This window comes from Streptomyces sp. L2, assembly GCF_004124325.1.
Taxonomy (GTDB): domain Bacteria; phylum Actinomycetota; class Actinomycetes; order Streptomycetales; family Streptomycetaceae; genus Streptomyces.
Map to the genome: position 1 here is coordinate 2221173 of NZ_QBDT01000001.1, position 24013 is coordinate 2245185.

Consider the following 24013-nt stretch of genomic DNA (forward strand, 5'->3'; position numbering starts at 1 on the left):
ACTTCGTCTGGGGGAGGGTGAACGAGGCTACGCCACGTTCACCCGCTGTCCGGGCGGGGCTGCTTCCAGCCACGCGAGAAATCCGGTCAGCGCGTCTTCGCTCATGGCGAGTTCGAGGCGCGTGCCCCGGTGGACGCAGGCGAGGACCACCGCGTCGGAGAGCAGCGCCAGCTCCTCCTCGCCCTCGGGCAGCCGGCGGCCGGCCACCTCGATGCGGTCGCGCTCCAGGGTGCGGCGGGGGCGGAAGCCGTAGGAGAAGACGCGGTACCACTCGATGCGGTCGCCGTTGTAGCGGGCGACGCCGTAGCTCCAGCCCTTGCCGCCCTCGTCGGGTTTCTCCGGCACCTCCCAGCGCAGCGAGCAGTCGAAGGTGCCGCCCGAGCGCTGGATGAGCCTGCGGCGCAGGCCGAACAGGAACAGTCCCACCACCACGAGCGCGACCACGATCCCGCACACAGTCAGAGCGAGGACCATCGGCACCGACCTCCTCGTCTCCCAGGTAGTGGAACTACGTTCAGCACTAGGTAATGAAACGGAAAAAACACCCACATCTGCCTCAGCCGCGACCGGCACCGGATTGCTCCGGGCCGGCCGCGGCTGAGTACGTCATCACACGACGCGCGGCTCGGGTCAGTGCACCGCCGCCGCTCGCAGCCGGACGTCCGCCCGGCGCTCGGCGATGGCGTCGCCCTCCGCCTTCGCGCGCTCCAGCTCACGCTCGGTCCGCTGGACGTCGATCTCGTCCGCGAGTTCGGCGATCTCCGCCAGCAGCGACAGCTTGTTGTCCGCGAACGAGATGAAACCGCCGTGCACCGCGGCGACGACCGTTCCACCATCGCTCGTACGAATGGTCACCGGGCCCGACTCCAGCACGCTGAGCAGCGGCTGGTGACCGGGCATGACGCCGATGTCGCCGGACGCGGTGCGAGCGACGACCAGACGGGCCTCACCGGACCAGACCTGGCGGTCGGCAGCGACCAGCTCGACGTGCAGCTCAGCAGCCAAGGGTGGCTCCTCGGGTCACCACCCGGCGGTGTCGCCGGGTGTTGGTTACAAGTCTAATGGGCGTGGCAGAGGGGGCGGGACGCCCGCCCCCTCACACCACGGTCACCGGGGGTCAGGAGACGCCCAGCTCCTTGGCGTTGGCCTTGAGGTCTTCCAGGCCACCGCACATGAAGAACGCCTGCTCCGGGAAGTGGTCGAAGTCGCCGTCGCAGATCGCGTTGAACGCCGCGATCGACTCCTCCAGCGGCACGTCCGAACCGTCCACGCCGGTGAACTGCTTGGCGGCGTGGGTGTTCTGGGACAGGAAGCGCTCCACGCGACGGGCACGGTGGACGACGAGCTTGTCCTCCTCGCCGAGCTCGTCGATACCGAGGATCGCGATGATGTCCTGGAGGTCCTTGTACTTCTGCAGGATCGTCTTGACGCGCATGGCGGCGTCGTAGTGGTCCTGCGCGATGTACCGCGGGTCCAGGATGCGGGACGTGGAGTCCAGCGGGTCCACGGCCGGGTAGATGCCCTTCTCGGAGATCGGACGGGACAGAACCGTCGTCGCGTCGAGGTGGGCGAAGGTGGTGGCCGGGGCCGGGTCGGTCAGGTCGTCCGCGGGGACGTAGATCGCCTGCATCGAGGTGATCGAGTGACCGCGCGTCGAGGTGATGCGCTCCTGCAGCTGACCCATCTCGTCGGCCAGGTTCGGCTGGTAACCCACCGCGGACGGCATACGGCCGAGCAGCGTGGAGACCTCGGAACCGGCCTGCGTGAAGCGGAAGATGTTGTCGATGAAGAACAGCACGTCCTGCTTCTGGACGTCACGGAAGTACTCGGCCATGGTCAGGCCGGCCAGCGCGACGCGCAGACGGGTGCCCGGGGGCTCGTCCATCTGGCCGAAGACCAGCGCGGTCTTGTCCAGAACGCCGGACTCTTCCATCTCCGCGATGAGGTCGTTGCCCTCACGGGTGCGCTCACCGACGCCCGCGAAGACGGAGACGCCCTCGTGGAGGTTGGCGACACGCATGATCATTTCCTGGATCAGCACGGTCTTGCCGACACCGGCACCACCGAACAGACCGATCTTGCCGCCCTTGACGTACGGGGTGAGGAGGTCGACGACCTTCAGGCCCGTCTCGAACATCTCGGTCTTCGACTCGAGCTGGTCGAACGCGGGGGCCTTGCGGTGGATGGACCAGCGCTCGCCCTCGTAGGTCTCGTCGACGTTCAGCACCTCGCCGAGGGTGTTGAACACCTTGCCCTTGGTGAAGTCGCCGACGGGGACGCTGATGCCCGAGCCGGTGTCGGTCACCACGGCCTGGCGGACCAGACCGTCGGTGGGCTGCATCGAGATGGTGCGGACCAGGCCGTCACCCAGGTGCTGGGCGACCTCCAGGGTCAGCGTCTTCTTCTCGCCCGCGTTCGCCGGGTCGGCGACCTCGACGTGCAGGGCGTTGTAGATCTCCGGCATCGCGTCGACGGGGAACTCCACGTCGACGACCGGGCCGATGACCCGGGCGACGCGGCCCGTGGCAACGGCCGTCTCAACAGTGGTCGTCATTACTTGTCACTCCCCGCGGTCGCGTCGGCCAGGGCGCTGGCGCCACCGACGATCTCGCTGATCTCCTGGGTGATTTCGGCCTGGCGGGCCGCGTTGGCAAGACGGGAGAGCGTGTTGATCAGCTCACCCGCGTTGTCGGTCGCCGACTTCATCGCGCGGCGCGTGGCGGCGTGCTTGGAGGCAGCCGACTGGAGCAGCGCGTTGTAGATACGGCTCTCGACGTAGCGCGGCAGCAGGGCGTCGAGGACGTCCTCCGCCGACGGCTCGAACTCGTAGAGCGGACGGGCTCCGCCCTTGGGCGACGCCTCGTCGGACGACTCCGTCGCCACGTCCTCAAGGCGCAGCGGCAGCAGCCGGCTGTCGACGGCCGTCTGCGTCATCATCGAGACGAACTCGGTGTAGACGATGTGGAGTTCGTCCACGCCGCCGTCCGCCGTGTCCTTCTCGACGGCCTCGATGAGCGGGCCCGCGACCTGCTTGGCGTCGCCGTACGTGGGCTCGTCCGTGAAGCCGGTCCACGAGTGCGCGAGGGCGCGCTCACGGAAGTTGTAGTGGGCGATGCCACGCCGGCCGACGACATACGTCTCGACCTGCTTGCCCTCGCCCTCCAGACGCGCGGTGAGGCGCTCCGCCGCCTTGATGGCGTTGGAGTTGAAGGCGCCGGCCAGGCCGCGGTCGCTCGTGATGAGCAGCACCGCGGCACGGGTCGCCGACGCCGCCTCGGTGGTCAGCGGGTGCTTGGTGTTCGAACCGGTCCCGACGGCCGTGACCGCGCGGGTCAGCTCGGTCGCGTAGGGGGTGGAGGCCGCCACCTTGCGCTGCGCCTTGACGACGCGCGAGGCGGCGATCATCTCCATCGCCTTCGTGATCTTCTTGGTCGCGGTGACGGATCGGATGCGACGCTTGTAGACCCGGAGCTGGGCTCCCATGAGTCAGGTCCCTTCCTTACGTCACTTGGCGGCAGCGGCCGGAGCGTCCTCGCCGAGCAGCTTGCCGTCGCCCGTCTCGAACTGCTTCTTGAACTCCGCGACGGCGTCGGCCATGGCCTGCAGGGTGTCGTCCGACATCTTGCCGCCCTCCTTGATGGAGGTCATGAGGCCCTGCTCCTTGCGGTGCAGGTACTCCAGCAGCTCCTTCTCGAAGCGGCGGATGTCGGCGACCGGCACGTCGTCCATCTTGCCGGTGGTGCCGGCCCAGATGGAGATGACCTGGTCCTCGGTGGCCATCGGCTGGTACTGCGGCTGCTTGAGCAGCTCGACCATGCGCTGACCGCGCTCCAGCTGGGACTTCGAGGCCGCGTCCAGGTCGGAACCGAAGGCGGCGAAGGCCTCCAGCTCGCGGAACTGGGCGAGGTCGACACGGAGTCGGCCGGAGACCTGGCGGATCGCCTTGTGCTGGGCGGAGCCACCGACGCGGGAGACCGAGATACCGACGTTCAGGGCCGGGCGCTGGCCGGCGTTGAACAGGTCGGACTCCAGGAAGCACTGGCCGTCGGTGATGGAGATGACGTTGGTCGGGATGAACGCCGACACGTCGTTCGCCTTGGTCTCGACGATCGGCAGACCGGTCATCGAGCCCGCGCCCTCGGCGTCGGAGAGCTTCGCGCAGCGCTCCAGCAGGCGGGAGTGCAGGTAGAAGACGTCACCGGGGTAGGCCTCGCGGCCCGGCGGGCGGCGCAGCAGCAGGGACACGGCGCGGTAGGCGTCGGCCTGCTTCGAGAGGTCGTCGAAGATGATGAGGACGTGCTTGCCCTCGTACATCCACTGCTGGCCGATGGCCGAACCGGTGTACGGCGCGAGGTACTTGAAGCCGGCCGGGTCGGACGCCGGGGCGGCGACGATGGTCGTGTACTCCAGGGCGCCGGCCTCTTCGAGGGAGCCACGCACCGAGGCGATGGTGGAACCCTTCTGACCGATGGCGACGTAGATGCAGCGGACCTGCTTCGACGGGTCGCCGGTGCGCCAGTTGTCGCGCTGGTTGATGATCGTGTCGACGGCCAGGGCGGTCTTGCCGGTCTGACGGTCACCGATGATCAGCTGACGCTGACCGCGGCCGATCGGGGTCATCGCGTCGACGGCCTTGTAGCCGGTCTCCATCGGCTCGTGCACCGACTTGCGCTGCATGACCGTGGGGGCCTGCAGCTCAAGGGCGCGGCGGCCGCTGGTCTCGATCTCGCCGAGGCCGTCGATCGGGTTGCCGAGCGGGTCGACGACGCGGCCGAGGTAGCCCTCGCCCACGGCGACGGAGAGCACCTCACCGGTGCGCTGCACCGGCTGGCCCTCCTCGATGCCGCTGAACTCGCCGAGGACGACCGCACCGATCTCGCGCTCTTCCAGGTTCAGTGCGAGGCCGAGGGTGCCGTCCTCGAACTTCAGCAGTTCGTTGGCCATGGCCGAGGGCAGGCCCTCGACCTTCGCGATGCCGTCGCCGGCAAGGGTGACCGTACCGACCTCCTCGCGCGAGGCCGCGTCCGGCTTGTACGACTGGACGAAAGTCTCCAGTGCGTCCCGGATCTCCTCCGGCCGGATCGTGAGCTCCGCCATCTGGGTTCCCTGCTCTCCTTGTTGGGCCCGAAGTCTTTGGGGGTCTGGGGCTGTTCCCTTGAGCGGCTGTCGCCGCGGGCCCCCAGCAATCTTCTGCAATTTCTGCACGGCCCAACCGGGCCGCTGTTGTTCTTGGTGGCCGGTCGGCCGTCAGCCGGCCAACCGCCGCGACGCCTCTTCGAGGCGCTCCGCGATCGTGCCGTCGATGACCTCTTCACCGACGCGTACGGAGATCCCGCCGAGGACCGAGGGGTCCACGTCCAGGTTCAGATGCATCTGGCGTCCGTACAGCTTCGCCAGCGCGGCGCCGAGGCGCTGCTTCTGTCCGTCCGTGAGGGGCACCGCCGAGGTGACGACGGCGACCGCCCTGTCGCGGCGGGCCGCGGCGAGCCGGGACGTGGCCTCCAGGCCTGCCTCCAGGCTACGTCCCCGCGGCCGGGTGGCCAGGCGTGCGACCAGGCGCTCCGTGACCGGGTTGGCACGGCCGCCGAGCAGGCTGTGCAGCAGCTCGGTCTTGGCCGTGGCCGTGGCCTCGCGGTCGGTGAGCGCGGCACGCAGTCCGGCGCTGGACTGGATGATCCGGCCGAACCGGAACAGCTCGTCCTCGACGTCGTCGAGCGTGCCGGCCCGCTGGGCCGCCGTCAGGTCGGCGGTGGCGGCAAGCTCCTCCACCGCGTCGACCAGGTCGCGCGAGCGGGACCAGCGGGAGCGGACCATGCCGGCGACCAGGTCGACGGCCGGGCCGTCCACCTGTCCGCCCAGCAGGCGCTCCGCCAGGGCGGCGCGGGCCTCGGCGGGCTGTACCGGGTCGGTCAGGACCCGGCGCAGGCCCACCTCGCGGTCGAGGAGCGCGGTGATGGCGGCCAGCTGCTCGGCGAGCTGTGCGGCGTCGACCGACGTGCTGTCGGTCAGCGCCTCAAGACGCGTCCGGGCTGCTGCCAGCGCCTCGCGGCTCGCTCCGTTCATGGCGTGGCCTCGGCCTTCACAGCGTTCTCCTCGAGTCCGTCGAGGAAGCGGTCGATGATCCGGCTCTGCCGGGCGTGGTCCTCGAGGGACTCACCGACGAGCTTGCCGGCGAGGTCGGTGGCGAGGGTGCCCACGTCCTGCCGCAGCGCGGTGACGACTGCCTTGCGGTCGGCCTCGATCTGGGCGTGACCGGCGGCGACGATCTCCTCGCGCTGCCGCTGACCTTCCGCCCTCATCTCCTGGATGATCGTGGCCCCCTGCTCGGTCGCCTCCTGGCGCAGGCGGGCGGCCTCGTGCCTGGCCTCAGCGAGCTGGGCCTTGTACTGCTCAAGAATCTGCTGTGCTTCGGCCTGTGCCGTGGCCGCGCGCTCCAGACCGCCCTCGATGGCGTCGTGCCGCTCTTCCAGAGTCTTCTGGATGTTGGGCAGGAGCTTCTTGCCGAGGAAGCCGAAGACGATGAAGAAGCAGATCAGGCCGATGATCAGTTCCGCGGTGTCGGGGACGAGCGGATTCTCCGATCCCGCCTCCGCCAGGAAGGTCATCATGTCTGAACCTTTCGTCGAGTGTGGCTACTGGTCGTCAGCTCACTTGCTGAAGATGAAGGGGACGACCAGACCGAGGAGCGCCAGCACCTCACAGAGCGCGAAGCCCAGGAACATGTTGGTGCGGATGATCGGCATGGCCTCGGGCTGGCGGGCCATGGCCTCGATGGAGTGGCCGAAGACGACACCGATACCGATGCCGGGGCCGATCGCGGCGAGACCATAGGCGATGGCACCCATGCGGCCGGGGACGGTGGAGGCGGCGAGGTTGACGAGGTCGGCAGACATTTTCCTGTCTTCCTATGTGAAACGGTCCGCTTGGGGGGATTCCCAGTCGGAAGTGCGGTGGGCTGGGCAGGGTCAGTGACCCTCTTGCAGCGCTCCCTGGATGTAGATCGAGGCGAGGAGCGTGAAGATGTACGCCTGGAGGAACTGGATCAGGACTTCCAGGGTGGTCATGGCGAGTGCCAGGGCGAACGACCCGCCGGCGACGGCCGTCATGATCGACGGGGTCAGCAGGTACCAGCTCGCCACGCTGAACATCACGATCAGCATGTGGCCGGCGAACATGTTGGCCCACAGCCGCACCGCGAGGGTGAACGGACGCAGGATCACGTTCGAGAAGAACTCCAGCACGACGATCAGCGGAACCAGCGGCTTCGGCAGACCGTCCATCCAGACGAGGTTCTTGACGCCGCCCTTCAGCCCGTGCGTCTTGAACGTGAGGAACATGTACGTGATCCACACCAGCGCGGCGAGCACGGCCGGGTACGCGAAGCGTGCCGTCGACGGGAACTGCGCCAGCGGGATGATGGACATGATGTTCATGATCCACACGAAGAAGAAGATCGACGTGAGGAAGGGGACGTACTTGCTTCCCTTCTTGCCGATCACTTCGAGGGCGATGCTGCGCGCGACGAAGTTGTAGCCGATCTCGCCGACGAGCTGGAGCTTCCCGGGGACCAGCTTCGGCTTGCGGAACGCCGCGAAGAAGAAGCCGATCACGACCACCATGCAGATGATCGTGAGGAGCATCGGCTTGGTGAAGTCGAAGCTGCCGATGCTGAAGATCGGCTTGAAGTCGAACGAGTGGAGGCCCGGCGCGGGGAAGGCACAGTCAGCATTGATGTGGCAGCCGCTTTCAGCGAGCAGCATGTGGGCACTCACCCGTGACTCCTTCGTCGTGACGCATCAGTTACGGCAACCTTGTGTCTCAGTGCGGCTGGTGAGGCCGCTGATCGGCACTGGGGACATGGTGGTGTGACGGTGTCACCGCAGTCCGTGGGGCGCATCCGCCGCGGGCCCGGCCGCTCGGACTCCGTGTGGTGGCCACACGCGCCGGTCCGAGTCCGCCGTAGACCGTGGAGGCGATACTCTCCCCCGCCCGAGAAGCGGCGGGATCCTCCACCGGAAACGCTCCCGGACGATAGCAGATCGGGATGTATCGCCTTTACGCGCCCCCTACGCCGCATCGCGGGACTCCGCCTTGACCGGGTCCGCCTCCTTGGCAGGTACGGACGGCTCGGGATTCACGTAGAGCATCCGGCTGGTGAGGCTGTGCTTCACCTGGCCGCCGACCCAGGCCAGGGCGGTGGCCAGCAGACTCAGGGCGAAGGCACGGCCGTTGAAGAGCGTGGTGTCACTGAAGGCCACGATGAAGACGCCGATGAGCAGCATCTGCACCGTGTAGACGAGCAGGCCGGCCATCATGGCGACCTGCGGCTTGTCCTGCGTGATGCGCATCAGTGCGGCGGAGCCGAGGCCGAAGAAACAACCGACCACGGCGATGGCCACCAGCGCGCCGATCAGACCCTTCTCACCGGCGACGAGCGCGCTGACAACGGCGCTGACGAGACCCACGGGGGCAGCGATGAGCGCTGCGCCCTTCAGGATCCGGACGTCGTTCGACTGCATGCGGACGGCTCCAACGAAGTGGGGGTGTGACTGGCGCGGTGACCCGGTGTCACCGACCGGTGCTCCGGTGTGGTGCAGAGGTTAACGCGGGGAGATGGGGGCGCTTCCCGGCCTGGAGGACCGTTCCATCGGGCCTTTCAGTGCATCACCCATCTGGTAGTGAACGCTATCACAAACTATTTGATGAGGTCTTTACCCAGTTGGTGTGCTGGCTGTCACACATGAGAGTGACCGTGCGCGTCTGTGCAGAAACTGGGGTGGTTTGCCTGGTATTAGGGAACTTTATTCCACCACGAGTTGGCAATGCTCTAGTCAGATTCTTACCTTGCGGCCCTTGGCCGTGCGCGAACGGGGGCCGATCGCCGTCGCCCCGTTGACGCCTGCCGTCCCGGCCGCCACAGCAGGCCGCTCCACGGCGTCGCCCGACTCGCTCCCGGACTCCCCGGCGGACTCGCCGGCGGCCTCCCGCGCGGGTGCCTGGACCGCGTCCGCCCCGGCGTTCCGGCGGCGCCGGCGGTAGCGCGGCGGCACGAAGCCCTCGGCCCACCCGGGCGTACGGGGCTTGAAGCGCGGGAGCAGCAGCAGGACGAGTCCGATCGCGCTGAGGAAGACCACGCCGAGCACGATCCACATCGACGCGGAGTTCACCGAGTACGCCAGCGCCCCGAAGCCGATCAGCGCCGACCAGAAGTACATGATCAGCACGGCCCGGCTGTGCGAGTGGCCGATCTCCAGCAGGCGGTGGTGCAGGTGGCCCCGGTCCGCGGCGAACGGGGACTGGCCGCGCCAGGTGCGGCGGACGATCGCCAGGACCAGGTCGGCGGCGGGCACGGCGATGATCGTCAGGGGCAGCAGCAGCGGGATGTAGACCGGGACCGTCTGGTGCACCGCCGCCTTCTCCGACCCCGTGAACAGGGCCAGGGCGTCCGGGTCGAGCTGACCGGTGATGGAGATCGCGCCGGCCGCCAGCACCAGGCCGATCAGCATGGAGCCGGAGTCGCCCATGAAGATCCGGGCCGGGTGCATGTTGTGCGGCAGGAAGCCCAGGCACATGCCCATCAGGATCACCGCGAACAGCGTGGCGGGGGCGGCGGCCTCGATGCCGTACGAGTACCAGATCCGGTAGGCGTAGAGGAAGAACGCGGCGGCGGCGATGCACACCATGCCGGCCGCGAGTCCGTCGAGGCCGTCCACGAAGTTCACCGCGTTGATGGTGATGACGACCAGCGCCACGGTGAGCAGGGTGCCCTGCCACTGGGTGAGCGCCACGTTGCCGACGCCGGGGATGGGCAGCCACAGGATGGTCAGACCCTGCATGACCATCACGCCGGCGGCGATCATCTGGCCGCCCAGCTTGATCAGCGCGTCGATCTCGAACTTGTCGTCGAGGACACCGATCAGCCAGATCAGGGCGGCCCCGGAGAGCAGGGCACGCGGCTCGTTGGACTTCTCGAAGACCTGGTGCAGGTTGGTCAGGTGGTCCGCGACCAGCAGACCCGCGCACAGGCCGAAGAACATGGCGATACCGCCGAGGCGCGGAGTGGGCTCACGGTGCACGTCACGCGCCCGGATCTCCGGCATCGCTCCGGCCACGATCGCGAACTTCCGCACCGGCCCTGTCAGCAGATACGTCACCGCGGCCGTGATGCAGAGCGTCAGCAGGTATTCACGCACGGGCTTCCCCACAGGTCTCGCTGGCCATCTCAGCCCCACACCCTAGCGACGGACGCATATGGATGAGGACTTCCGGGTAGCGATGATGGTTGCATGTGTGGCTGTGCACGACGTCCCGACGGGGTGCACCCGGATGCGCCTACCCCCGAGCGGCCGGGTTACGACGCCTGCGCGCGGCCGGAAAGCGCCGGTACGGGTGCGGTGCCGGTGCAGGTGCGGTGCCGGTGCGGGTGCGGTGCCGGTCAGTCGGGGTAGGGCGGGAAGGCGGCGGTCAGGCCGCGAACCTCGGCGCGGGCCGTGGTGGCGTCCGTCTCGTCCCGCAGGACCCCGGCCAGCAGGGCGGCGATCCGCACCATCTCCGTCTCCCCCATGCCCTGGGTGGTCGCCGCGGCCGTGCCCAGGCGCAGGCCGCGTCCGTCGCCGTGCGGCAGCACACAGCAGTCCAGGACGATGCCGGCGGCGGCGAGCCGGCCGCGCGCCGCGCGCCCGTCGACGCCGAGGGGGGCGGGGTCCGCGATGATCAGATGGGTGTCCGTGCCGCCGGTGGTGACGGCGAGGCCCTCGGCGGCCAGGTGACCGGCGAGGACGCGTGCGTTCGCGACCACCTGATGGGCGTACACGGAGAACGCCGGGGTTGCCGCCTCGCCGAACGCGACCGCCTTCGCCGCGATGGTGTGCATCTGCGCGCCGCCCTGGGTGAAGGGGAACACGGCCCGGTCGACGCGCTCGGCCAGTTCCGCGCCGCAGAGGATCATCCCGCCGCGCGGGCCGCGCAGCACCTTGTGCGTGGTGGCGCACACGATGTCGGCGTACGGCACCGGGTTCGGCGCCGCTCCCCCGGCGACCAGGCCGATGGGGTGCGCCGCGTCAGCGATCAGGCTGGCGCCCACCTCGTCGGCGACCTCGCGGAAGAAGGCGTGGTCGATGTGGCGGGGATACGCGATCGACCCGCACACGATGGCCTTGGGGCGGTGGGTGCGGGCCAGGGTGCGGACCTGTTCGTGGTCGATGAGGCCGCTCTCGGCGTCGACGCCGTAGCCGACGAAGTCGAACCAGCGGCCGGAGAAGTTCGCCGGGGAGCCGTGCGTGAGGTGGCCGCCGTGCGGCAGGCCGAGGGCGAGGACGGTGTCGCCGGGGCGGAGGAGGGCCGCGTACGCGGCGAGGACGGCCGACGAGCCGGAATGGGACTGCACGTTGGCGTGCTCGGCGCCGAACAGCGCCTTCGCGCGCTCAACCGCCAGGCGCTCGGCCACGTCCACGATCTCGCAGCCGCCGTGGTGGCGGGCGCCGGGATAGCCCTCGGCGTACTTGTTGGCGAGGGGTGAGCCGAGGGCCGCGAGCACGGCCGGTGAGGTGAAGTTCTCGGCGGCGATGAGCTGGAGCGTCGTCGCCTGCCGGTCGCGCTCCCCGAGCAGGATCTCGGCCAGCTCCGGGTCCCGCCGGCGCAGGACATCGGCCTCCTGGGCAACGCTGACCGACATGACGCACTCCGGACACTCGGAGGATGAGGTACGTCCAATGTATGCCGGGTCCTGGCGGACTGCCTGGCGCCGGTACGCCCCCGGGCGGGGGGTGCTGGTTCGCCGGCGACTACGGCCCGCCGTGGCCGCTCGCGCAGTTCCCCGCGCCCCTGACGGGGCACGCTGCAGCCGGCCGGCAGCACCCCCGGCCCCGGAGCTCGGGAGGTGCTCGTTCGCCGGCGACTGCGGACTTTCGTGGCCGATCCCGCAGTTCCCCGCGCCCCTGACGGGGCACGCTGTGCCCGGTCGGCAGCGCCCCGCCCCAGAGCTCGGGAGGTGCTCGTTCGCCGGCGACTGCGGACCTTCGTGGCCGATCCCGCAGTTCCCCGCGCCCCTGACGGGGCACGCTGTGCCCGGTCGGCAGCGCCCCGCCCCAGAGCTCGGGAGGTGCTGGTTCGCCGGCGACTGCGGGCCCGGCCCGCCGTGGCCGATCGCGCAGTTCCCCGCGCCCCTAGCGGGGCGTGCTGTGCCTGGCCGGGGCTGCGCCCGCGCCCCTGTCCGCCCGGGGTCGCGCCACCGCTCTCGGCGTGCGCGAGGCTCGCCGCCCACCGCCGTGGGCAGGCGTTCCGCGGGGCGGGACGGGTGGGCACGGCCTGCGGTGCCGGGTGCCGGTTCGACGCCGGGTAAGGGGAGCCGGGCAGTCGCCCAAGCGCCGCTAGGCCCTTGCTGAGACGCCGGTCAGGGCTGTTACCACCGGGTCCAGGGACTGGTGTATTTCCTCCCCTATGGAGCGGAAGAAGGGCAGGGGCGCGCCGTAGGGGTCGTAGACCTCGTCCGCCTCGGCCGTAGGCGCCAGCAGCCACCCGCGTAGAGCGGCCGCCGCACGGACGAGCGCGCGGGCGCGCATGACCACGCCCTCGTCCAGCGGCGGCAGCGTCGCGGGGTCGATGGCCCGCACCAGCCGGGTGAACTCCTTCAGCGTGAAGGTGCGCAGCCCCGCCGAGTGCCCCATGGAGATGACCTGCGCCCGATGGTCACGCGTCGCCGTCAGCACCAGGTCCGCCATGATGACGTGCTCGTCCAGCAGCTCCCGCCCCGTGAACCCGGAGGCGTCCGCGCCGAATTCCGTCAGCACCGTCTCCGCGTGGGACTCCATCGGCGCGCCCTCGTGCCCCCAGGTGCCCGCGCTCTCCACGACCAGCCCACCGCCGAGCACCCCGAGGCGCTGGGCGACGAAATGCCGGGTCAGCCGCTCGGTGATCGGCGAGCGGCACACGTTTCCGGTGCTGACATGGAGGATGCGGAAGCTGTCGCGCGGAAACCCGAACGTGGTCGTCTGTTCGGCCGCGCGTTCCCCGTCGCCTATGCCACGCCCCGCGTCAGGGGCCGTCAATTCGCCACCTCGAGGTCGGGTACGACCTTGCGCAGCTCGTCCGGCGACAGCGCGCCCTCGCGCAGCAGCACCGGCACCTCGCCGGTGACGTCGACGATGGACGACGGCACGTTCCCGGGGGTCGGGCCGCCGTCGAGGTAGACGGAGACCGAGTCGCCGAGCATGTCCTGCGCGGCGTCGCAGTTCTCCGGCGCCGGGTGCCCGGTCAGGTTCGCGGAGGAGACGGCCATCGGGCCGAACTCGGTGAGCAGTTCGATGGCGACCGGGTGCAGCGGCATCCGGATGGCGACCGTGCCCCGGCTGTCCCCGAGGTCCCATTGCAGGGACGGCTGGTGCCGGGCGACGAGCGTGAGGGCGCCCGGCCAGAACGCGTCGACGAGCTCCCAGGCCATCTCGGAGAAGTCCGTGACGAGCCCGTGGAGGGTGTTCGGGGAGCCGATGAGGACAGGGGTGGGCATGTTGCGGCCCCGCCCCTTGGCGGCCAGCAGGTCGCTCACGCCCTCGGAGGAGAACGCGTCGGCGCCGATGCCGTACACGGTGTCGGTCGGGAGGACCACCAGCTCGCCCCGGCGGACGGCGGACGCGGCCTCGCGCAGACCGGTCACACGGTCGGTCGCGTCGTTGGTGTCGTATCGCCGTGCCATGTCTAGCGGGCCTCCTCATACGCGTACTGCGGGACATACCGGTGCTGCGGGAACGACGACGTCCCGGCCGTACTCACGGCAGCGCCTTGCGGGCCGTCGCGAAGCGGGGCCGGTTGTTCAGGTCGGGGTGGTCGGCCGCGTCCGCCCAGCCGCGTTCCTCGGTGAAGATCCACGGCACCTGTCCGCCCTGGGTGTCGGCGTGCTCGATGACGACGACCCCGCCCGGGCGCAGCAGCCGGTGCGCGGTGCGTTCGATGCCGCGGATCAGGTCGAGGCCGTCCTCACCGGAGAACAGCGCGAGCTCCGGGTCGTAGTCGCGGGCCTCGGGGGCGACGTACTCCCATTCGGTGAGCGGGATGTACGGCGGGTTGGACACGACGAGGTCGACCTGGCCGTCCAGGTCGGGGAAGGCGGTGAGCGCGTCGCCCTGGCGCAGGTCGACCCTGGACCCGGCGACGTTCTTGCGGGTCCACACCAGGGCGTCCTCGGACAGCTCGACGGCGTGCACGCGCGAGCGCGGGACCTCCTGGGCGAGGGCGAGCGCGATGGCGCCCGAGCCGGTGCACAGGTCGACGATGCAGGGCTCGACGACGTCCATGGCGCGTACGGCGTCTATGGCCCAGCCGACCACGGACTCGGTCTCCGGCCGCGGCACGAAGACACCCGGGCCGACCTGGAGCTCCAGATAGCGGAAGTAGGCCCGTCCGGTGATGTGCTGGAGCGGCTCGCGCTGCTCGCGGCGGGCGATGACCTCCCAGTACCGGGCGTCGAAGTCGGCGTCCTTGACCGAGTGCAGCGCGCCCCGCTTCACGCCGTGCACGAACGCGGCCAGCTCCTCCGCGTCGGTGCGCGGCGAGGGCACGCCCGCGTCGGCGAGTCGCTGGGTGGCCTGGGCCACCTCCGCGAGCAGCACGCTCCGGGGGCCTGGGGGTCGCTCCCCAAAATGTTGCTGCACGCTGGTCCTCCGTTGGTACTCGTACGTCCGTTACGCGGCCGCGAGCTTCGCCGCCGAGTCCGCGTCGACGCAGGCCTGGATCACGGCGGCGAGGTCGCCGTCGAGGACCTGGTCGAGGTTGTACGCCTTGAAGCCGACGCGGTGGTCGGAGATGCGGTTCTCCGGGAAGTTGTAGGTGCGGATCTTCTCGGAGCGGTCGACGGTGCGGACCTGGCTGCGGCGGGCGTCGGCGGCCTCCCGCTCGGCCTCCTCCTGCGCGGCCGCGAGGAGCCTGGAGCGCAGGATACGCAGCGCCTGCTCCTTGTTCTGCAGCTGGCTCTTCTCGTTCTGGCAGGAGGCGACGACCCCGGTCGGCAGGTGCGTGATGCGCACGGCGGAGTCGGTGGTGTTGACGGACTGGCCGCCGGGGCCGGAGGAGCGGTAGACGTCGATGCGCAGGTCGTTCGGGTTGATCTCGACGTCGACCTCCTCGGCCTCGGGGGTCACGAGGACGCCCGCCGCGGAGGTGTGGATACGGCCCTGGGACTCGGTCGCCGGGACGCGCTGCACGCGGTGCACGCCGCCCTCGTACTTCAGCCGGGCCCAGACGCCCTGGCCGGGCTCGGTCGCGCCGTTGCCGCCCTTGGTCTTCACGGCGACCTGGACGTCCTTGTAGCCGCCCAGCTCGGACTCGGTGGCGTCGATGATCTCGGTCTTCCAGCCGACGCGCTCGGCGTAGCGCAGGTACATGCGCAGCAGGTCGCCCGCGAACAGCGCGGACTCGTCGCCGCCGGCGCCGGCCTTGATCTCCAGGATGACGTCCTTGTCGTCGCTGGGGTCGCGCGGGACGAGCAGCAGGCGCAGCTTCTCGGTCAGCTCCTCGCGCTGCTTCTCCAGCTCCTTGATCTCCGCGGCGAACTCAGCAGCGTAGTCGGGGTCGTCGGCGGCCAGCTCGCGTGCGGTCTCGATGTCGTCGCCGGTCTGCTTCCAGGAGCGGTACGTGGCGACGATCGGGGTCAGCTCGGCGTAGCGCTTGTTCAGCTTGCGCGCGTTGGCCTGGTCGGCGTGGACCGACGGGTCGGCGAGCTGCTTCTCCAGGTCGGCGTGCTCGGCGACGAGTTCCTCGACGGCCTCGAACATCTTTCGGCTCCTGATACTGCGGGTGTGGTGAAGGGGCGGGCGACCAAAAACGCCGGTCCCGGACGCACCCGGCGAGGGGCGCGGCCGGGGACCGGCGAAGAGGGGCTCGCTACTTCTTGGAGCCGGCGGCAGCCTTGCCGAAGCGGGCCTCGAAGCGGGCCACGCGGCCACCGGTGTCGAGGATCTTCTGCTTGCCCGTGTAGAACGGGTGGCACTCGGAGCAGACCTCGGCACGGATGGTGCCGGAACCGATGGTGCTGCGGGTGGTGAACGACGCGCCACAGGTGCAGCTGACCTGCGTCTCGACGTACTCGGGGTGGATGTCGCGCTTCAAGGTGTCTCCTAGGTATCGGGAGGGCGCCGGGTCGCTGCCGCGGGGCTGCGGGAGCGTGAACCGGGGCCGACGTACCAGTCTGCCAGGACTGGTGCCATCCCCCAAAACCGGGGGGCGGTGTTCTTTATTCCGGGCGGGCGTCCGTGCGGGTCTCCGCCCCTTAGGAGGCGCTCACCACGCCCTTGGCCTCCCCGGTGGCCGTACCCGCCGTGGCCGCCTTGGGGATGGGCTTGTCGTGCTTCAGGGCCGTCCAGACCAGGCGGGCCTGGGCCGGGGCCATGATCACGCGGTTGGGGTTGGCCGGGTCGTACTGGACCGGCATGGTGATCATCTTCATGTGGGAGGAGCTGATGCCCTTGAGGCCGCCCGCGAAGTCCATGAGGGAGTTCACCGAGCCGAGGTCGGAGTCGGTGGTGACGGCCTTGGTGGCGGTGTCGGCGAGGTCGTACAGCTTCTTGGGGTTGCTGAACACGCCGACGTGCTTGACCTGGTTGATCAGGGCCTTGATGAAGGCCTGCTGGAGCTGGATGCGGCCCAGGTCGGAGCCGTCGCCGACGCCGTGCCGGGTGCGGACGAGACCGAGGGCCTGCTTGCCGGTCAGCGTGTGCGCGCCGGCTTTCAGGTCCAGGTGGCTCTGGGGGTCGTCGATGTTCTTGGTCGTGGTGACCTGGACCCCGCCGAGGTCGTCGATCAGCTTCTGGAAGCCGGCGAAGTCGACCTCCAGGTAGTGGTCCATGCGGATGCCGGTGAGGGACTCGACGGTCTTCACCGCGCAGGCCGCGCCGCCCGTGGAGTACGCGGAGTTGAACATCACCCCGGACGCGGCCGGATACGTCGTGCCCTTGGTGTCCGTGCAGGCGGGGCGGTCGATCAGGGTGTCCCGGGGCACGGAGACCACGGCGGCCTTCTTGTGGCCCTTGTACACGTGCACGATCATCGCCGTGTCGGAGCGGGCGCTGCCGTCGTCGGTGCCCCCGCCGAGCTTCTTGTTGGCGCCCGAACGGGTGTCCGAGCCGAGGACCAGGATGTTCTCGGAGCCGTTGTCGACCTTCGCGGGCCGGTGCGTGCCGAGCGCCCCGTTGATGTCGACGCTCTTGAGGTTGCCGTTGAGCTTGAAGTACAGGTACCCGGCGCCGGTGCCGCCCAGCACGACCACGCCCGCGGCCGCCCAGGCCGTGACGAGCAGGGCCTTGTGGCGTTTGCTGCTCGCCTTGCGGCGGCGGCCCTTGCCCCGGTGGCGGGGGCCGGTCGAGGCCGGCTCCGTTATGCCGGGTTCCGGCGTGCTCTCGGCGGACACGTGACTCCTCGGGTTGTGATCCGGTCGGTTACCCCCTGCTTTCAGGGACAGGCATTGGCCGCGAAACGACGCGTACCCCACCATCGTGACCCCGCCAGGTCAGACGGAGAAACTCGGGCAAGGGTTGCACGACGCAAAGTGCCCGGCAGTGCGGCCAGAGTCACCAAGCGTAACCATCCGCTACCGCCCCAGCCGCACTCACCTGCACTTTCCCCCGGTGAACCCGCGCGACCACCGCCGGCCCCCTGTGGCAAACGTCTCTCCGGCCGCAAAAAAAAAGCTCGCCTCCTGCCCCAAAGGACAGAAGGCGAGCTTTTAAAACTCCCCGAGGCGCAGCGCCCCCGAAGGGGCGCGGGGCCCTATTGATGTGCGGCTCCGCCGCGTGGGCGCGATCAGCCACACCCGACCGGCAGCCGCCCGACGACAGTCACCTCAACGGCGCTCAGTCGCCATTGCCCGGCGCAGGCGTCGTCTTCTGAATCTGCATCAGAAACTCGACATTCGACTTCGTCTGCTTCATCTTGTCCAGCAACAACTCGATCGCCTGCTGCTGATCCAGCGCGTGCAGCACCCGCCGCAGCTTCCAGACGACCGCCAACTCCTCGCTGCCCAGCAGAATCTCTTCCTTACGGGTACCGGACGCGTCCACGTCCACCGCCGGGAAGATCCGCTTGTCGGCCAGCTTGCGGTCGAGCTTGAGCTCCATGTTGCCCGTGCCCTTGAACTCCTCGAAGATCACCTCGTCCATGCGGGACCCGGTGTCCACGAGAGCCGTGGCCAGGATGGTGAGCGAGCCGCCGTCCTCGATGTTCCGCGCCGCACCGAAGAACCGCTTCGGCGGGTACAGGGCCGTCGAGTCGACACCACCGGACAGGATGCGGCCGGAGGCCGGCGCCGCCAGGTTGTAGGCGCGGCCCAGACGGGTGATGGAGTCGAGCAGCACGACCACGTCGTGGCCCAGCTCGACGAGCCGCTTGGCGCGCTCGATGGCCAGCTCGGCGACCGTGGTGTGGTCCTCGGCCGGGCGGTCGAAGGTCGAGGAGATGACCTCGCCCTTCACCGACCGCTGCATGTCGGTGACCTCTTCCGGACGCTCGTCGACGAGGACGACCATCAGGTGGCACTCGGGGTTGTTGTGCGTGATCGCGTTGGCGATCGCCTGCATGATCATGGTCTTGCCGGTCTTCGGCGGGGCCACGATCAGACCGCGCTGGCCCTTACCGATGGGCGAGACGAGGTCGATGATGCGGGTGGTGAGCACGCCCGGGTCGGTCTCCAGGCGGAGCCGGTCCTGCGGGTAGAGCGGGGTCAGCTTGTTGAACTCCGGCCGTCCGCGGCCGTGTTCGGGCGCCATGCCGTTGACGGAGTCGAGGCGGACCAGCGCGTTGAACTTCTCGCGCCGCTCGCCTTCCTTGGGCTGACGGACCGCACCGGTGACGTGGTCGCCCTTGCGCAGGCCGTTCTTGCGGACCTGGGCGAGGGAGACGTACACGTCGTTCGGACCCGGGAGGTAGCCGGACGTCCGGATGAAGGCGTAGTTGTCGAGGATGTCCAGGATGCCCGCGACGGGGATCAGGACGTCGTCCTCGGCGACCTGCGGCTCGGCGATGTCGTCACGGCCCCGACGGCCACGGCGGTCCCGGTAGCGGCCGCGACGGCCCCGGCGGCCACCGTCGAAGTCGTCCCCGTCCTCGTCGGCCCGACGGTCCTGGCGGTCCTGCCGGCCGCCGCCCTGCTGGCCCTGCTGGCGCTGACCGCCGCCGCCCTGCTGGTCGTCGCCCTTGTTGCGGCGGTCGCGGTCACGGTCACGGTCACGGCCGCGCTCACGGCGGTCACGGCGGCTGCGGCCCTCGCCGTCACCGGCGTCGCCCTTGGCCTCGCCCTGCGGCTGCTGGCCCTGGGACTCGTTCTTCTGCTCGCCGCGCGTCTCGCTCCTGGACTCGCCCTTCGCCTCGGCGACGACCGTCTCCGTGGCGTTCCCGGCGGGGCTGCCGGCCTCGGCGGTGGCGCGGCGACGGCGGCGCTCGGCCGGCGCGTCGGCGGCGGGGGCCGCCTGCTCCTGCGCGGCGGCGGCCTTCGGGGAGCCCTGGCCGGGGATCTCGATCTGCTGCTGCGCGGCGGTCTTCTCGGCGGGGGCCGCGGTGGCCTTCTCCGCCTTCTTGCCGTCGGCGTCCTCACCCGTACGGGCCTTGGAGGTGGCCCGGCGCTTGGGCTTGGTCTCGGTGGCGGCCTCGGCCTTGGGGGCGCCGCCCCCGGCCTGGGCCTCCTTGATGACCTCGATCAGCTGGCTCTTGCGCATCCGCGCCGTGCCCCTGATGCCGAGGCCCGAGGCGACCTGCTGCAGCTCGGCCAGCACCATGCCCTCAAGGCCGGTACCGCGGCGCCGCCGGGAGCCGGCACCGGTGGCAGGCGCGGAGGCGTCCGTGGCGGGCGCGGCAGCGGTCTCCTCGACACGTGCGCCCATCAGATCGGTGGTGTCGCTCACGAAGGGTCCTTCCCTGGAGCGGACGTCGGCCTGTCTGGCTCGGCGACCGGTTGTGCTGTCCGGCTTCGGTCCTGTCTTCGAGTGGTCCGAGCCGGGGCGGTGGTCCGCCAAAGCGGCGGAAGAGATTTGCTGGTGATGGCGCTTCCGCGTGGCACCCAGTGTCACGCGGCGTGGTAGCACCGATTCCGGAGCTCCCCCAGAGGGGGTACCCCCACCGGCGGCTCGCTCAGTGCCCGCATGCGACGTACTGCCCAGGTACGGCGCACGGAACACGGAGTGGCTTGGGAGGCTCCCGGAAGAATGTCTGTCCCGGACGGGGACACGAAGCACCTCGCCATGGTGAGGTCGGGTGCAGACTTGAGGTTAACACTACCGGATCCAACAAACATTCCCCCTCTCCAAAACATCCGGCATCCGAGCTACCGCGTTTCAGGTCGCGAGCGGCAGCACGCTCGCTCCCTGTACGTCGAGGTCGAGCCGGTTGGCGGCCCATTCGGCGCCCGCCAGGGCCTGGACCTTGTCGGCCGTCCCGGCGTCGGCCAGGGCCATGACGGTGGGCCCGGCGCCCGAGATGACGGCCGGGACGCCCTCGGCGCGCAGCCGCTCCACCAGGGCGGTGCTCTCCGGCATGGCCGGGGCGCGGTACTCCTGGTGCAGGCGGTCCTCGGTGGCGGGCAGCAGCAGCTCGGGGCGCCTGGTCAGGGCCTCGACGAGCAGGGCGGCGCGGCCAGCGTTGGCGGCGGCGTCGACGTGCGGCACGGTGCGCGGGAGGAGACCGCGGGCGGTCTCGGTCAGTACCGGCTTTCCGGGTACGAAAACCACCGGAACGATGGAATGGTGCGGCTCCATCCTGATCGCCCGGGCGGCCCCCGATTCCATCCAGGACAGGGAGAAACCGCCGAGCAGGCAGGCCGCCACGTTGTCCGGGTGGCCCTCGATCTCGGTGGCGAGCTCCAGCAGGGCGGCGTCGTCGAGCCGGGCCTCGCCGCCTATGGTCACCGCGCGCGCGGCGACGATGCCGGCGCAGATGGCGGCGGAGGAGGAGCCCAGGCCACGGCCGTGCGGGATGCGGTTGGCGCAGACGATCTCCAGGCCGCGGGGCTGTCCGCCCAGCAGGTCGAAGGCGGTGCGCAGGGAGCGGACCAGGAGGTGGCTCTCGTCGCGCGGGAGGGTCTCGCTGCCCTCGCCCGCGATGTCGACGTCCAGTCCGGAATCGGCCACCCGGACGACGACGTCGTCGTAGAGCCCCAGCGCGAGGCCGAGGGCGTCGAAGCCCGGGCCGAGGTTGGCGCTGGTGGCGGGAACGCGCACCCGTACGGCGGCGGCGCGGAACGCTGGACCGGCCATCGCTCGTTGACTCTCCTTGAACTCGAACTCGAACTCGAAGTGCGTGCCGCCGGATGACGCGAAAGGTCTTCGGCGGACATTCGGTGGGGACATTCGACGGATGGGGAAACCGGGGCCGGCCGCGGACGTGGGCCGCGGACACGACGCGGCCCGTGCCACACGCGGAGGCATATGCGGTAGGCGGGTTCACCACAGCCTATCGAAGGAAGGTTCCGTGGCGACATAGGGCGCACCGGGGGCGCACGATGCGTGTCATAAGCCCCCTGTGCACCCCTGTCAGGGATTCTCCCGGTGTCGGGGAATCCCTGGAATTCCCCCTGTCAGGGACTCCCGGGGATTCCCCGCGGCTCAGGCCAGGCCGAGGCGCTCGGCCGCGGTGGCCGCGTCGACCGGGACGGTGACCGGCTGCGGCGCGCCGGCGACGGCCCAGTCGGGGTCCTTCAGGCCGTTGCCGGTGACCGTGCAGACGATCCGCTGGCCCGGGTCCACCTTGCCCTGTTCGGCGGCCTTGAGCAGACCGGCCACGGACGCGGCGGACGCGGGCTCCACGAAGACGCCCTCCTGCGCGGCCAACAGGCGGTAGGCGCGCAGGATCTCACGGTCCGTCACCTCGTCGATGGCGCCGCCGGACTCGTCGCGGGCGGCGAGGGCGAACTGCCAGGAGGCGGGGTTGCCGATGCGGATGGCGGTGGCGATGGTCGAGGGGTCCTTGACGACCTCGCCGCGCACGATCGGCGCGCTGCCGGAGGCCTGGAATCCCCACATGCGAGGGGTCCGCGTGGCGATGCCGTCGGCGGCGTACTCCCGGTAGCCCTTCCAGTAGGCGGTGATGTTGCCCGCGTTGCCCACCGGGAGGACGTGGATGTCGGGCGCGTCGCCGAGCATGTCGACGATCTCGAAGGCGGCCGTCTTCTGGCCCTCGATCCGCACCGGGTTGACCGAATTGACCAGCGCCACCGGGTAGTTCTCGCTCAGCGAGCGGGCGAGGGTGAGGCAGTCGTCGAAGTTGCCGTCGACCTGGAGGATCTTCGCGCCGTGCACGAGGGCCTGGCCCATCTTGCCGAGCGCGATCTTCCCCTGCGGGACGAGCACGGCGGAGACCATGCCCGCGCGTACGGCGTAGGCGGCGGCGGAGGCGGAGGTGTTGCCGGTGGAGGCGCAGATGACCGCCTTCGCCCCCTCCTCCTTCGCCTTGCTGATGGCCATGGTCATGCCGCGGTCCTTGAAGGAACCGGTGGGGTTGGCCCCCTCCACCTTCAGGTGGACCTCACAGCCCGTGCGCTCGGAGAGCACCTGCGCGGGCACGAGGGGCGTGCCGCCCTCGCGGAGCGTCACGACCGGCGTGGTGTCGGATACCGGCAGCCTGTCCCGGTACTCCTCGATGATTCCGCGCCACTGGTGGGTCATTGCTGGTTACTCTCCTTCAACCCGCATGATGCTGGCGACACCCCGCACGGTGTCGAGCTTGCGCAGCGCCTCGACGGTCCCGCTGAGGGAGGCGTCGGACGCGCGATGGGTGACGACGACGAGGGAGGCCTCGCCGTCCTTGCCCGACTGGCGCACCGTATCGATCGACACGCCGTGCTCCGCGAACACGGTCGCGACCTGGGCGAGGACACCCGGTTTGTCGGCGACGTCGAGGCTGATGTGGTAGCGCGTCACGACCTCGCCCATGGGCGAGACGGTCAGGGCGGCGTACGCCGACTCTCCGGGCCCCGTTGCACCGTTGAGCCGGTTGCGGCAGACGGCGACGAGGTCGCCGAGCACGGCCGAGGCGGTCGGCGAACCGCCGGCGCCGGGGCCGTAGAACATGAGCTGTCCGGCCGCGTCGGACTCCACGAAGACGGCGTTGTACGCGCCGCGCACGGAGGCGAGCGGATGGGTCAGCGGGATCATCGCGGGGTGTACGCGCGCGGTGACGGAGGCGCCGTCGGCCGCCCGCTCGCAGATGGCCAGCAGCTTGATGGTGCAGCCCATCTCCTTCGCCGAGCGGAAGTCGGCGGCGGTGACCTCGGCCATGCCCTCGCGGTAGACGTCGTCGAGGCGCACGCGCGTGTGGAAGGCGATCCCGGCGAGGATGGCGGCCTTGGCGGCGGCGTCGAAGCCCTCGACGTCGGCGGTGGGGTCGGCTTCCGCGTATCCCAGGGCGGTGGCCTCGTCGAGCGCCTCCTGGTACCCGGCGCCGGTGGAGTCCATCTTGTCGAGGATGAAGTTGGTCGTGCCGTTGACGATCCCCAGCACCCGGTTGACCTTGTCGCCGGCGAGGGACTCGCGCAGCGGCCGGATCAGCGGGATGGCACCGGCGACGGCGGCCTCGTAGTAGAGGTCCTTCTTGTTCTCGATCGCCGCCGCGTGCAGGGCGGCCCCGTCCTGGGCGAGCAGGGCCTTGTTCGCGGAGACGACGGACGCGCCGTGCTCGAACGCGGTGGTGATGAGGGTCCGGGCCGGCTCGATGCCGCCGATCACCTCGACGACGACGTCGATGTCGCCGCGTTTGACGAGGGCGGTGGCGTCGGTGGTGACGAGGGCCGGGTCGATGCCCTCGCGCACCTTGCCGGTCCGCCGGACCGCGACCCCGGCGAGCTCGACCGGGGCCCCGATCCGGGCCGTGAGGTCGTCGGCGTGCGTCGTCATGATGCGCGCCACCTCTGAGCCGACGACCCCACAGCCCAGCAGCGCCACCTTCAGCGGACGCGTACGCATCATCCGACCTCGTTTCCTCATACCGTCTACGGTTGGACCAGTCTCACTCACCGGACGGGAGTTTCTACCCTTCGTCCGGATCG

Annotated in this window: 22 protein-coding genes; all 22 read right to left on the reverse strand. The window is 70.0% G+C overall.

Features of this window, described 5'->3' with window-relative positions; translation table 11 throughout:
• Positions 1–27: 27 nt before the first annotated feature.
• The 22 genes from DBP14_RS09255 to DBP14_RS09360 all read right to left on the reverse strand — a co-directional run bounded on the left by DBP14_RS09255 (position 28) and on the right by DBP14_RS09360 (position 23933).
• Positions 28–474 carry a DUF2550 domain-containing protein gene (locus DBP14_RS09255; RefSeq protein ID WP_129306540.1) on the reverse strand — a complete coding sequence of 149 codons (447 nt, stop codon included), beginning with the start codon at positions 472–474 and terminating at the stop codon, positions 28–30.
• 156 nt (positions 475–630) lie between these two features.
• Entirely contained in the window at positions 631–1005 is a 375-nt protein-coding gene (locus DBP14_RS09260) for a F0F1 ATP synthase subunit epsilon (protein ID WP_129306541.1), read from the reverse strand.
• A 112-nt stretch (positions 1006–1117) separates the two neighbouring features.
• Positions 1118–2554, reverse strand: coding sequence for a F0F1 ATP synthase subunit beta (atpD, locus tag DBP14_RS09265; protein WP_129306542.1), 1437 nt, complete (start codon positions 2552–2554; stop codon positions 1118–1120).
• Positions 2554–3483 carry a F0F1 ATP synthase subunit gamma gene (locus tag DBP14_RS09270; protein ID WP_129306543.1) on the reverse strand — a complete coding sequence of 310 codons (930 nt, stop codon included), beginning with the start codon at positions 3481–3483 and terminating at the stop codon, positions 2554–2556. The genes atpD and DBP14_RS09270 overlap by 1 nt, the downstream gene beginning before the upstream one ends.
• 21 nt (positions 3484–3504) lie before the next feature.
• A complete protein-coding gene (gene atpA / locus DBP14_RS09275; RefSeq protein ID WP_129306544.1) occupies positions 3505–5097 on the reverse strand; it encodes a F0F1 ATP synthase subunit alpha in 1593 nt (530 codons plus the stop codon).
• Positions 5098–5247: 150 nt separating this feature from the next.
• Positions 5248–6063 (reverse strand): F0F1 ATP synthase subunit delta, encoded by an 816-nt coding sequence (locus tag DBP14_RS09280; RefSeq protein WP_129306545.1) that lies wholly within the window; start codon positions 6061–6063, stop codon positions 5248–5250.
• Positions 6060–6608: a F0F1 ATP synthase subunit B gene (locus tag DBP14_RS09285; RefSeq protein ID WP_129306546.1), complete on the reverse strand. Its 549-nt coding sequence runs from the start codon at positions 6606–6608 to the stop codon at positions 6060–6062. The genes DBP14_RS09280 and DBP14_RS09285 overlap by 4 nt, the downstream gene beginning before the upstream one ends.
• A gap of 39 nt (positions 6609–6647) precedes the next feature.
• Positions 6648–6893 (reverse strand): ATP synthase F0 subunit C, encoded by a 246-nt coding sequence (atpE, locus tag DBP14_RS09290; RefSeq protein ID WP_129306547.1) that lies wholly within the window; start codon positions 6891–6893, stop codon positions 6648–6650.
• A 72-nt stretch (positions 6894–6965) separates the two neighbouring features.
• Positions 6966–7772 (reverse strand): F0F1 ATP synthase subunit A, encoded by an 807-nt coding sequence (gene atpB, locus DBP14_RS09295; RefSeq protein WP_129306548.1) that lies wholly within the window; start codon positions 7770–7772, stop codon positions 6966–6968.
• A gap of 294 nt (positions 7773–8066) precedes the next feature.
• Positions 8067–8519, reverse strand: coding sequence for a hypothetical protein (locus DBP14_RS09300; RefSeq protein ID WP_129306549.1), 453 nt, complete (start codon positions 8517–8519; stop codon positions 8067–8069).
• 312 nt (positions 8520–8831) lie between these two features.
• Positions 8832–10193, reverse strand: a complete 1362-nt coding sequence (locus DBP14_RS09305; RefSeq protein WP_129306550.1) for an MraY family glycosyltransferase — start codon at positions 10191–10193, stop codon at positions 8832–8834.
• A gap of 242 nt (positions 10194–10435) precedes the next feature.
• Complete coding sequence (glyA, locus tag DBP14_RS09310; protein WP_129306551.1) at positions 10436–11674, reverse strand: serine hydroxymethyltransferase; 1239 nt, start codon at positions 11672–11674, stop codon at positions 10436–10438.
• 694 nt (positions 11675–12368) lie between these two features.
• Positions 12369–13046, reverse strand: coding sequence for a protein-tyrosine-phosphatase (locus DBP14_RS09315; protein ID WP_129306552.1), 678 nt, complete (start codon positions 13044–13046; stop codon positions 12369–12371).
• Entirely contained in the window at positions 13043–13690 is a 648-nt protein-coding gene (locus DBP14_RS09320) for an L-threonylcarbamoyladenylate synthase (RefSeq protein WP_129306553.1), read from the reverse strand. The genes DBP14_RS09315 and DBP14_RS09320 overlap by 4 nt, the downstream gene beginning before the upstream one ends.
• Before the next feature lie 73 nt (positions 13691–13763).
• Positions 13764–14603, reverse strand: coding sequence for a peptide chain release factor N(5)-glutamine methyltransferase (gene prmC / locus DBP14_RS09325; protein WP_129306554.1), 840 nt, complete (start codon positions 14601–14603; stop codon positions 13764–13766).
• A 72-nt stretch (positions 14604–14675) separates the two neighbouring features.
• Positions 14676–15764, reverse strand: coding sequence for a peptide chain release factor 1 (gene prfA, locus DBP14_RS09330; RefSeq protein WP_129306555.1), 1089 nt, complete (start codon positions 15762–15764; stop codon positions 14676–14678).
• 109 nt (positions 15765–15873) lie between these two features.
• Positions 15874–16098, reverse strand: coding sequence for a 50S ribosomal protein L31 (rpmE, locus tag DBP14_RS09335; protein WP_129306556.1), 225 nt, complete (start codon positions 16096–16098; stop codon positions 15874–15876).
• A gap of 160 nt (positions 16099–16258) precedes the next feature.
• Positions 16259–17395: an LCP family protein gene (locus tag DBP14_RS09340; protein ID WP_129306557.1), complete on the reverse strand. Its 1137-nt coding sequence runs from the start codon at positions 17393–17395 to the stop codon at positions 16259–16261.
• A 442-nt stretch (positions 17396–17837) separates the two neighbouring features.
• A complete protein-coding gene (gene rho / locus DBP14_RS09345) occupies positions 17838–19880 on the reverse strand; it encodes a transcription termination factor Rho (protein ID WP_129306558.1) in 2043 nt (680 codons plus the stop codon).
• A 429-nt stretch (positions 19881–20309) separates the two neighbouring features.
• Positions 20310–21227, reverse strand: coding sequence for a homoserine kinase (gene thrB / locus DBP14_RS09350; RefSeq protein WP_129306559.1), 918 nt, complete (start codon positions 21225–21227; stop codon positions 20310–20312).
• Positions 21228–21575: 348 nt separating this feature from the next.
• Complete coding sequence (gene thrC, locus DBP14_RS09355) at positions 21576–22634, reverse strand: threonine synthase (RefSeq protein ID WP_129306560.1); 1059 nt, start codon at positions 22632–22634, stop codon at positions 21576–21578.
• A 6-nt stretch (positions 22635–22640) separates the two neighbouring features.
• Positions 22641–23933: a homoserine dehydrogenase gene (locus DBP14_RS09360; protein WP_129306561.1), complete on the reverse strand. Its 1293-nt coding sequence runs from the start codon at positions 23931–23933 to the stop codon at positions 22641–22643.
• Positions 23934–24013 lie beyond the last annotated feature (80 nt).